The following is an 11264-nucleotide window of genomic DNA, read 5'->3' as shown; positions in this document are numbered from 1 at the left end:
TGAGGGACTCTTATGACCTACACTGAAACCTACCCATCCAGCGCAACACCCCGTGAGAACTGGTTTGTGCGCTCCGAGAAGTGGCTTGATGCGCGCGGCAAGGGCGCATGGATTGCCGCAATGGTTATCGGTTTTATCTTCTTCTGGCCCGTTGGCCTTGCCCTGCTGGCCTATATGATCTGGAGTAAACGCATGTTTTCATCATCCTCCCGCCGCATGACCCGTAGCCCGTCTTTCGCGATGAGCCGCCCCACAGGCAACGCAGCTTTTGATGCTTACAAGGCCGATACCCTGCGCCGCTTGCAAGAAGAGCAAGACAGCTTCGAGAGCTTCCTAGAGCGTCTGCGCGCTGCCAAAGACAAGTCCGAGTTCGACGCCTTTATGGACGAGCGTGCCACCCGCAAGGACGACAAAGCAGAAGCGTAACGCCTTGACACCAACACCGCGCCCTCCCACATCGGGTGGGCGCACCCCATTATCCCAGTTTTGAAAGCCTCCAATGACACCTGATCCGGACATGCAGCCCCAATTTTATGAAGGTGTGCCGACAAAACGCCTGCTCGCGTGGATCGTGGACACATTGATTGTCGGGTTTCTCGCACTGCTTACCATCCCTTTCACGTTCTTCATCAGCCTGTTTTTCCTGCCCTTCGTTTTCTTTATGATCAGCTTTGCCTACCGCGTCGTCACACTCTCGCGCGGCTCAGCCACTTGGGGAATGCGGGTCATGGCGATAGAGTTGCGCGACGCTGACGACGCGCCCTTTGATGTGTCCCAAGCCTTCCTGCACACACTGGGTTACTCCCTTTCGATCATGATCGCCCCACTGCAATTGATCTCTATGGTCCTGATGCTCAGCACCGAGCGCCGTCAGGGCCTCACCGATATGCTGATGGGAACTGTAGCGCTCAACCGCCGCGCCTAAGCAACTGGTCTGCACCAGCCATCCCCTTTTTATCACAATATAAATTTAGGGTTTGCGCCCCTGCACCATCGCGCTATCTTGCCGTTCAGTTCAACAGCCGGATCACCTGATGCGTCACACGCTTCCCATCGCACCGCAGTTCTATGTCACTGCCCCCCAGCCCTGCCCCTATCTTGAGGGCCGGATGGAGCGTAAGCTGTTTACTGCGTTGCAGGGTGAGAATGCGGACAAGCTCAACAACAGCCTGTCCTCCCAAGGGTTTCGCCGCAGCCAGAATGTGCTCTACCGCCCCTCATGCGCTGATTGCGCCTCGTGCCTGTCTGCCCGCATTGACGTGTCAAAGTTTCAGCCGACGAAAAGCCAAAAGCGCACGATCAAACGCAATGTGACGCTGAAGCGCCGCGCCACATCGCCATGGGCCACTGAGGATCAATATGACCTGTTCCGCCGCTACCTCGACAGCCGCCATGCGGATGGCGGCATGGCCGATATGGATGTGTTCGAATTCGCCGCCATGATCGAGGAAACCCCGATCCGCAGCCGTGTCATTGAATATACTGATGCCGACACAAATGACCTGATCGGCGTCTGCCTCACAGACGTCTTGGGTGACGGGGTAAGCATGGTCTATTCCTTCTACACTCCCGACCTGCCGCAAAACGGTCTGGGCAACTACATCATCCTCGACCATATCGAGATCGCTCGCGATGCTGGCCTGCCCTATGTCTATCTTGGCTACTGGGTGCCAGGCAGCCAGAAGATGGGCTATAAAGCCAAATTTTCAGGTCTTGAGGTCTTTATGGGCGGCGCATGGCAACCCATGCGCGACCCCGAAACCTTTGCACAAAACATCGCTCCGCTCAGCAATGATCCGATCGCAGAACAAGTCGCAAATATCTCGCTACCCGATCTAGGGTCGAAGCCTGTTTGACTTTGTTGAAGACCACGCAAAGCAAGTGACTCCTTCATCTGGCCCATATGCTCGAACCGTACCGCAGCCAGATGACGATATCCCCACGGTAGAGAGCACTACATCCCAGACGCGATCATTTTGCGAATCTTGATGGCCTTTTCAAAATGATCCAAATGGTGGGTCTTAATCCACCATGTTGCCGCTTCCATGAGCAATTCGGGATCTTCGTTCCTGTTCGCAAAGAATGCATAAAACGACAGCCCCACACCCTCCCCTTTCTTCGTGACCTTGGCTTCGCAAACGGCAATGGCTTTTGTTCTGAGGGAGGCACGCATAGGCTTGTCTTCCAATCTCGGCTCGCAAACACTTAAACAACGCAAAAGGCCGCCCCAAACCGGAGCAGCCTTTTTTTTCTTGGCGAACCGTAAGATCAGTTCGGGATCAGATCGGGGACGATGGTCACAATCGCAGGGAAGAACCATAGGATCGCCAAACCCGCCACCTGGATCAATACAAACGGTATGATCCCGCGGTAGATGTGCTGAGTCGTCACACTCGGCGGGGCGACCCCGCGCAAGTAGAAGAGCGCAAATCCGAAGGGTGGCGTCAGGAAGGACGTCTGCAAGTTTACTGCGATCATGATCGTCACCCACTTGGGATCGAACGTACCTCCGTAAATCACAGGTCCGACAATTGGCACCACGATGTAGATGATCTCAAGGAAGTCGAGCACGAAACCCAGTACAAACAGCACCAGCATCACAATCAGGAAGACCTTTACTTCGTTATCAAACGACTTGAGGAATTGCTGGATATAGTGCTCTCCGCCAAAGCTGATGACCACAAGGTTCAACAGCTGCGAACCGATGAGGATGGTAAACACCATCGAGGTCACTTTCGCCGTCTCGCGCACAACAGGTGTCAGAACACCGTTTGTGAACAGGATGTAGCAGCTGAACAACAGACCGAACACCGCATAGAGGAAGGCTCCGTACGCGGCAAAGAACGCGACCCAGTTCTCAAAGCCCACCTCATCCTGATTGATGCGCAAATCGAAATTCACACCGAGCAGGATACAAATGATAATCGCCAGCGTTGACCAGATCACAACTTTGGGAGAGCGGTCCAGATCGCGTAACTTGCGGTAGGCCGCCAGCATGATCGCACCCCCCGCACCAAGTGCGGCGGCAGGCGTCGGATTGGTAATGCCACCAAGGATAGAGCCAAGCACTGCCACGATGAGGACAAGCGGTGGGAAGACAACGCGGATCAGCTCGTTCTTGGCGCATAGACCCGTCGCATAGACCACCCCGTACATCACGGCCACAAAGGGCAGTGCCATCAACACAACCATCGTGCCTGGAGACGTCGTGGGAGAGACAAGGACAATATCCACCAGCAACAGGAGGACCACACCGATGCCCCCAATGATCAGCGGCTTGGTATCTGACGAAGGTGAGACACCCCGCGCCGTGGTCAGGATCAGACCAAGTAGGATCATCATGATCGCGATACCTGTTCCGATGGGGGCGGCACCGTCAATCTTTGCGGCCTGTGCTGCGGCGAACTCGTCCTCGGTCAGTTTCGCACTTTGTGTCAAACCACCCGCATCGTCGATCACCTGCTGCTGCTGTACCGCAAGGTCCCAGCGCTCTTGACCGTGCAAGTCGATCATCGCGGCTTGGCACTCGGCTCCAACGTTGGTGCGCAACGTCGCACTTTCACCGATGTCGGAGAAGCTGGAAATACGCGTGTTCTGCGACCCGACAACACCGAGGTTACCGAGGAAGATCGTGCCCACAATCATCAGCACAGGTGCGCCGATAAACCATGTAAAGGCCTCGTTGCGTGTGACGGGTTCCGCATTGGTGGAACCCATTTCAACGGCAGGCGCCTTACTTGGATTAACAAGTGCGTAACCAAAGGCGTAAAGCGCATAAAGAAGTGCGAGCAAAATACCGGGCAGCAGTGCTGCTTGGAACAATGTGCCAACGGATACAACAGCAGGCTCACCCAGATAGGTCAAAGCATCGGTACAGCCCAGCGAGGAGGCACGCGCTTCTTGTGCGGAGGAGTACAAGTCACCGGCCAGCGTGCCGAGCAGAACAATCACAATCGAGGGCGGAATAATCTGCCCCAATGTGCCCGAGGCCGCAATGACCCCCGTCGCCAGTTCCGGCGAATAGTTGTTTCGCAACATCGTTGGCAGCGCCAGCAGACCCATCGTCACAACAGTCGCACCAACGATCCCTGTGGAGGCGGCAAGAAATGCACCCACAACAACAACAGACACGGCCAGACCACCGGGCAGCGGCCCAAAGACCTTCGCCATCGACGTCAGCAGGTCATTCGCAATCTTGGAGCGTTCCAGCGTGATACCCATGAGAACAAACATCAAAACAGCAAGCAGCGTCTCAATGGACTGGCCCGCCAAAACACGCTCGTTCATGCGGTTCACAACAAAGGACACATTGCGGTCCATCGCGACTTCCCAGCCCTGCGGGAAAACGGGTTCCCCGATCCGTGCCAGTTCGGGGTATCGGAAGACCGATATCGCGTCCTCCTTGATTCCCGAGTTCACCAGCGCACGGTAGGCCTCTGATGACGTATCAATCGCTTGGTGGATCAGCAAACCTGCACTGTCCAAACCCGCAATAATACCGAACGAAATCATCCCCGCGCCACCAATGGCAAACGCCACTGGAAAGCCTGACAGAATACCGCCAAACAGGCAGATGAATACGATAATCAGGCCTACTTCGACCCCATCGAGACCAAAAAACATCAGTGTGCTCCCTCATAGGCTTCTTCGCCTTCGCCAAGGGTGTCCTTGTCGAGATATTTACCTTCGCTCGCTTCGCCTTCGCGAAGTTCACACCATGAGCGGTAGAACAGTGCAATCGCCTGCAACATCACCATTATGCAAAACATGCACAGCAGAATTTTGAACAGGAAATAGCCGTTAAAGCCGTTTGGCGAGAAACCGATGGTTTCCACGTTCCATTTAAGCAGACGCGCCTTGCGCAGCAACAGCTCCAAGCTGTCGGAGGCCGAGGGGTTCGGTGTCACCAGATGGCGCCACAAAAAGAACCAGCCGTAAAGCCAAACCACGATCGCAAACGGCATCATAAAGAAGACCGCGCCGAACATATCGACAATCTTCTTGGTGCGGAACTTCGCACCCGCATAAAATAGATCAACCCGGACATGGCCACCTTGCACGAAGGTATAGGCCACACAAAGACAGACGACCAAAGCATTGAAGAGCTTTAGTTCTTCCGCAAACCAGCTGATGTCAAACTGGAGTGGAATGCCAAACCCGATGGAGATGTCGGGACGCGTAAATATACGCTGCATAAAAACGATGATGATCTGCTGGATCACCATGATCAGGCCCGCCCATGCAAACAGACGGCCCATCCCGTTGGCGAACCCTTCGAGGCCCCGCACAACGCCCCACATTACCGCCCGCTTGCGCATGCCAACAATGGTCAAAACGACCAACGCCGTGGCCAGCACAAAGAAAAGCTCGGTGGAAGCACCGTAATAGATAAACCGCATCATCGCCTGCGGATCGGTCCAGTTGAGCCACATCCCCGGATTGAGCAGTGCCGCGAAGAAGTTATAGAAGGCTTCCAACACGTTGCCCGTCACAAATTGGACAAAGCCGCTATCTTGGAACTTGTCGAGGCAGCTGAGCTTTGCGCCCTCAGCTGCACGGAAAAATCCCGAACATACAATATCGTCAGCCATGTGTCCCCTCCCCGGGTGGCACCCTTAGCGGGTGCGCGTCCTTAAGTGTCCTTGTGCCGTTTTTCGGCATCTGGGCAGTCGCGTCTTAGAGATAGATCAAGGGCCGCGCAAACTGCACGGCCCTTAAAAAAGTAAACTTACATGGAGGCGCGGACGCGCTCACGCTGCTCGACGTAGAAGGCGTCGGACTTGGACAGCCACTCGGCGGAAGACGTCAGTGACGCTTCAAAGCTGGCGCGTGTTTTTGCAAACAGCTCGTCGCCCATGTTCTCGTCCATGACTTCTGCGGATGCTTTACCGAATGCGTCCCATACATCGTCGGAGAACTGCATGGTTTTAACACCCTGCTGCTGCAGACGTGACAGTGCGGCACCGTTGTTGGCAAGTGTTTCTGCCAGCTGGGTGTGCGTTGTCGCCATTGTTGCATACTCGATGATCTTCTGGTGCGCTGGGGACAGCTCGTTGAAGACGTCGAGGTTAACTGCCGCTGCAAGGCCGGAACCTGGCTCATGGAAGCCCGCTGTGTAGTAGACTTTTGCAACTTCTTGGAAGCCGGCGCGTTCGTCCGCGAAGGGACCAACCCACTCCAGACCGTCCAGAGCGCCGGAAGACAGCGCTTGGTACAGTTCGCCACCGGGGATGTTCTGAACAGATGCGCCCATTTTACCCAACACTTTACCACCAAGACCCGGCATGCGGAACTTGAGACCGTTGAAGTCTGCGGCAGAGTTGATCTCGTTGCGGAACCAGCCACCGGACTGTGAACCGGAGTTACCCGCAAGGAAGGACTTGAGGTTGAAGATCTCGCCCAGCTCGTTGTGCAGCTCGTGGCCGCCACCGTGCAGGTACCAGTTTGTCAGCTCTTGTGCTGTGCCACCGAATGGTACGGCAGTATAGTAGGCGTACGCTGGGTGCTGACCGATGAAATAGTAATCGGCAGAGTGGTACATGTCAGCCTGACCGGAGGATACGGCGTCGAATACTTCGAACGCGCCGACCAGCTCACCGGGGGCTTTTTTGTCGATGGTCAGCGTGCCGTCAGACATCTCGTTAACCATGTTGTTGAGGTATGTGGCCGCATCGTCCAGCACGGCGAAACCGCGTGGCCATGATGTTACCATTGTTAGTGTCTTTTTGCCTTGGGCGTAAACAGGTGCCGCAAGCGTTGATGCGGCTGCTGCCGTGCCACCAAGGGCAGATGTCTTCAAAAATGAACGACGATCCATATAGGTATCCTCCCGGGATTATTGCGCCCGCACGGATTACGCCCGCGCAGGTCGTTTCAAGTGTCCCAACACTAACGGGCGATACGGGATTGGAAATACCTACTACTACGCAGAAAGGCCGAAACTACCCATTTCAGCATAGATATTTCTGACTTCTCCCTGCTTTCCAAGGGTTCGAGCCCCCTTTGCCAGTCATCTTACCGCCGCGTGGCCCCCCTTAACCTTTGCTCATAGGTCAGATTCGTCGTATCGAATCGTCATGAATGTCCATCGCCTGCGTTTGCACATCCCCTACGCGCAAAAGCTAACGCTTTTGGCCTCTGTCCCGCTCATCGTGGCAGTAGCGGCGATTGCCGTGGTGGTGGCGGCCCAATCGCGTGCCTTGGCCGAGCGTGAGATTACCACGCTTGAGACCCAACTTATTGAGGCCAAGAAGGTCGAGCTGCGCAACTATGTAACCCAAGCGCGCAACGGCTTTTACTTTATCTACGGCAATGCCGCCCCTGATGACCTTGAGGCCCAAAAACAGGTCGAGCAGATTCTCTCTGCCATGATCTATGGCGAGGAAGGGCAGTTCTTTGTCTACTCCTATGACGGTACCGCCATTGTTTCCCCGCGTGAAACTGCGCGTATCGGTGGTGACTTTAGCGGAGAGAGCGATATCACAGGAACCCCCGTCGTGGACCGCCTGATCGAGATTGCCCGCGATGGTGCGGGTTATCACACCTATATGTGGCCCAAACCCTCCACCGGCGAAATCGCGCAGAAGATCGTCTATGTGACGTCCTTTCCCTCATGGCAGTGGGCTGTTGGTACAGGTGTATTTATCGACGATATACTTGCCTCCGTCGCCACCTCCCGCGCTGAGGTCGAGGCGCGGGTCGAGCGGACATTCCTCTATATCGGGGCCATTACCTTTATTGCCCTGCTTGTGGTCTTTGCCACGGGCATGGGCCTTAACCTGCGTGAACGGCGTCTGGCGGATGCCAAGCTCAAGAAGCTGACCCAGCGGGTGTTTGATGCGCAGGAAGAAGAGCGTGGCCGCGTGGCCCGCGAACTCCACGACGGGATCAGCCAGATTTTGGTCGGCGTGCGCTATGCTCTCGACAATGCCCGCCGCCGCCTTGATCGAGGTGACGGCTCTGCTCATGCGCCACTCGCCAAAGGGATCGAAACATTGGGCGAGGCAATATCGGAAGTGCGCCGCATAAGCCGCGATCTGCGCCCCGGTGTTCTGGATGATCTTGGCCTCGGCCCTGCCCTGCGGATGCTGTCGGAGGAATTCGGCACCCGCACTGGCATCATTGTCGAATTCTCGACTGTCGTGTTCCGCAACCGCCTTGATAACAACGCCAAGATTGCGCTCTACCGCATCGCCCAAGAGGCGCTCACCAATATTGAACGCCATGCAAATGCTACCCATGTCACCATTGACCTGCGCGGCCATAAACGCGGGGCGACCCTGCGCATCACCGACAATGGGCGCGGGTTTAGCGTCAATGCACGCACCCCCGGTCTTGGCCTGCGTAACATGCAAGAACGCATGGATCAGCTTGGCGGCTCACTCACCCTGCGTACAAGCCCGTCAAATGGCGTCGAGATTGAGGCCATCGCCCCGCTCACCCATATGCTGCCCCCCGCACCAGCCACTCCCGACGCTGAAAAGCAAAGCCAAAAACGCCAAACAGGAAAGACACCTGCATGACCCACCTGCTGCGCATCGCAATCGTTGATGACCACCCCATGGTAGCCGAAGGAATACAGTCCATTCTGGAAAGTTATGATGATGTAAAAGTCGTCGGCACACTCACCAGTGGCCGTGCCGTTATCGAGCAGCTTGAGACCCTGAACCCCGATGTGATCTTGATGGACCTGAACATGCCCGACATTGGCGGGTTATCAGCGACCGAGATCGTGCTGGAACAGCGCCCCGGCACCCGAATCGTGATCCTGTCCATGCACGACAGCCCTGAATATATCTCCTCTGCCCTAAACCACGGCGCCATGGGCTACCTGCTCAAGGATGTACCCACGGACGAGATCAAGCTGGCCATTGATACAGTCATGCGCGGCGAGCGGTATCTATGCACAGGTGCCCAAGGGTCGCTTACTCCCAAAGATGGCGGCGTACGCGAAACCCTCACAGGGCGCGAGCAGACCATCCTTTTGCAGCTGGCCCAGGGACACTCTAACAAACAAGTCGCCCTCACCCTCGACATCTCTGTGCGCACAGTCGAGACGCATCGCAAAAACATCAAACGCAAACTCGGCATCTCCTCCACTGCTGGCCTCACCCGCTATGCGCTGGAACACGGTGTGCTTCAGGGGACGGGAGTGGACTTCTGAGCACAGATCGGGCCCGATCCATGCTTTGATTTGTCAAAATGTCGCACCGAACCCCTCCTTACGTAATTATATTTCAATAATTCATCCTCCAGAGACACATTTCCCGCAAATAGACGGTTGACGCCCCTAAACCCCGCACATAATGTCGCCGCACACTTCAACGGAGTATCAGTGCATGTTGCACCTAGTCGTCATTGTGGATCGAACGCGCATGGGCCGGTAACGGTAAGCCAGATCTTTTCCCATGCGCCCCCGACAAAATCGGGGGCTTTTTTATGTGACGCGACGCAAGACACAGATACGCCAGACAAAGCGCGAAAAACAGACGCAGAGATAAAGGACCACGCAGATGACACGCCAAATGACCGGAGCGAAAATGATCGTTCAAGCCCTGATTGATCAGGGTGTCGATACCGTATTCGGGTATCCCGGCGGTGCTGTCCTGCCGATTTATGACGAGGTGTTCCAGCAAAACAGCATCAAACACGTGCTTGTCCGCCACGAGCAAGGCGCCGTTCATGCCGCCGAAGGTTATGCCCGCTCCACAGGCAAGCCGGGCGTTGCGCTCGTAACTTCTGGCCCCGGTGCTACGAACGCTGTTACAGGCCTCACCGATGCGTTGATGGACAGCATCCCGATCATCGTTCTTACGGGTCAGGTGCCAACCTTCATGATCGGCTCGGACGCGTTCCAAGAGGCCGATACCGTTGGCATCACGCGCCCCTGCACCAAACATAACTGGCTGGTCAAAGAGACCGACAAGCTCGCAGGCGTGATCCATGAGGCGTTCCACATCGCTACATCAGGCCGCCCCGGCCCCGTTCTGATCGACATCCCCAAGGATGTTCAGTTCGCCACAGGCACCTACACGCCCAAAGCGACTGTAAAATCCCACTACCAGCCCCAGCTTAAGGGCGACATGGACGCAATCACCGAATTGGTCGAGGCCATGGAGAAAGCCAAAAAACCTGTCTTCTATACAGGCGGCGGCGTCATCAACTCTGGCCCCGCGGCCAGCCAGCTGTTGCGCGAATTGGTCGAGGCCACAGGCTTCCCGATCACGTCCACGCTGATGGGCCTCGGCTGCTACCCCGCCTCGGGTGATAAATGGCTCGGTATGCTTGGCATGCACGGTCTCTATCAGGCCAACATGGCGATGCACGGCTGCGATCTGATGATTAACATCGGCGCGCGCTTTGACGACCGCATCACGGGTGTTGTCGAGAAGTTCAGCCCGAATTCCAAGAAAGCGCACATCGACATCGATCCATCCTCCATCAACAAGGTCATCCGCGTTGATATCCCGATCATGGGCGACGTTGGTCATGTTCTTGAGGACCTGCTCAAAGTCTGGAAATCACGCGGCCGCAAAACCAACTCAGAGGCTGTCGCCAAATGGTGGAAACAGATCGAGGAATGGCGCGCTGTTGACTGCTTGAAGTATGAGCAGAAAGGCCCTGTAATCAAACCACAATATGCGCTTTCTCGTCTTGAAGCGTTAACCAAAAAATACGACCGCTACATCTGTACCGAAGTGGGTCAGCATCAGATGTGGGCCGCGCAATACATCGATTTTGAGGATCCGAACCGCTGGATGACCTCAGGGGGCCTCGGCACCATGGGCTACGGCTTTCCCGCCTCCATTGGTGTGCAAATGGCGCACCCTGATGCGCTGGTGATAAATGTTGCGGGCGAGGCCTCGTGGCTGATGAACATGCAGGAACTCGGCACGGCCATGCAATATGCCCTGCCCGTTAAACAGTTCATCCTCAACAATGAGCGCCTCGGCATGGTCCGCCAGTGGCAGGAGCTGCTGCACGGTGAGCGGTACTCCTCCAGCTGGTCTGAGTCCCTGCCCGACTTCGTGAAGCTCGCCGAAGCATTTGGCGCCAAGGGCATCCTGTGTTCTGACCCTGCCGATCTCGACGATGCGATCATGGAAATGCTAAATCACGACGGCCCTGTTCTTTTTGACTGCCTCGTGGAAAAGCACGAAAACTGCTTCCCGATGATCCCGTCAGGCAAGGCGCACAACGAAATGATCATGGGCGAGGTCGACACCTCCACCGCGATTGATGCCGAAGGTAAGGTGCTGGTTTAA

At 55.9% G+C, this 11264-nt stretch carries 10 protein-coding genes; 6 read left to right on the top strand and 4 right to left on the bottom strand.

The window, feature by feature from the left end; all coding sequences use genetic code 11:
- The first annotated feature begins 12 nt into the window (after window positions 1–12).
- The 3 genes from Q0775_RS15430 (at window position 13) to Q0775_RS15420 (ending at window position 1856) form a co-directional block, all read left to right on the top strand.
- Window positions 13–426: a DUF2852 domain-containing protein gene (locus Q0775_RS15430; protein ID WP_298862791.1), complete on the top strand. Its 414-nt coding sequence runs from the start codon at window positions 13–15 to the stop codon at window positions 424–426.
- 73 nt (window positions 427–499) lie between these two features.
- Window positions 500–925 (top strand): RDD family protein, encoded by a 426-nt coding sequence (locus tag Q0775_RS15425; protein ID WP_298862789.1) that lies wholly within the window; start codon window positions 500–502, stop codon window positions 923–925.
- Between the two features lie 109 nt (window positions 926–1034).
- A complete protein-coding gene (locus Q0775_RS15420) occupies window positions 1035–1856 on the top strand; it encodes an arginyltransferase (RefSeq protein WP_298862787.1) in 822 nt (273 codons plus the stop codon).
- A 98-nt stretch (window positions 1857–1954) separates the two neighbouring features.
- Here Q0775_RS15420 and Q0775_RS15415 read toward each other — a convergent pair whose 3' ends face one another.
- The 4 genes from Q0775_RS15415 to Q0775_RS15400 all read right to left on the bottom strand — a co-directional run bounded on the left by Q0775_RS15415 (window position 1955) and on the right by Q0775_RS15400 (window position 6817).
- Window positions 1955–2173, bottom strand: coding sequence for a DUF6500 family protein (locus tag Q0775_RS15415; protein ID WP_298862786.1), 219 nt, complete (start codon window positions 2171–2173; stop codon window positions 1955–1957).
- Between the two features lie 95 nt (window positions 2174–2268).
- On the bottom strand, window positions 2269–4623 hold the full coding sequence (locus Q0775_RS15410; protein WP_298862785.1) for a TRAP transporter large permease subunit: 2355 nt from the start codon (window positions 4621–4623) through the stop codon (window positions 2269–2271).
- Complete coding sequence (locus Q0775_RS15405) at window positions 4623–5591, bottom strand: C4-dicarboxylate ABC transporter permease (protein WP_298862784.1); 969 nt, start codon at window positions 5589–5591, stop codon at window positions 4623–4625. Before Q0775_RS15405 ends, Q0775_RS15410 begins: the two co-directional genes overlap by 1 nt.
- A gap of 137 nt (window positions 5592–5728) precedes the next feature.
- Complete coding sequence (locus tag Q0775_RS15400; protein WP_298862783.1) at window positions 5729–6817, bottom strand: TRAP transporter substrate-binding protein; 1089 nt, start codon at window positions 6815–6817, stop codon at window positions 5729–5731.
- A gap of 259 nt (window positions 6818–7076) precedes the next feature.
- Between Q0775_RS15400 and Q0775_RS15395 the strand changes: the two genes are divergently transcribed.
- From Q0775_RS15395 to Q0775_RS15385, 3 genes are all read left to right on the top strand, one after another.
- Entirely contained in the window at window positions 7077–8522 is a 1446-nt protein-coding gene (locus Q0775_RS15395) for a cache domain-containing protein (protein ID WP_298862781.1), read from the top strand.
- A complete protein-coding gene (locus Q0775_RS15390; RefSeq protein ID WP_298862779.1) occupies window positions 8519–9163 on the top strand; it encodes a response regulator transcription factor in 645 nt (214 codons plus the stop codon). The genes Q0775_RS15395 and Q0775_RS15390 overlap by 4 nt, the downstream gene beginning before the upstream one ends.
- Window positions 9164–9512: 349 nt before the next feature.
- Window positions 9513–11264, top strand: a complete 1752-nt coding sequence (locus tag Q0775_RS15385; protein ID WP_298862777.1) for an acetolactate synthase 3 large subunit — start codon at window positions 9513–9515, stop codon at window positions 11262–11264.

The organism is uncultured Sulfitobacter sp., from assembly GCF_947499945.1.
Taxonomy (GTDB): Bacteria; Pseudomonadota; Alphaproteobacteria; order Rhodobacterales; family Rhodobacteraceae; genus Sulfitobacter.
This window is presented reverse-complemented; position numbering and strand designations above follow the sequence as displayed.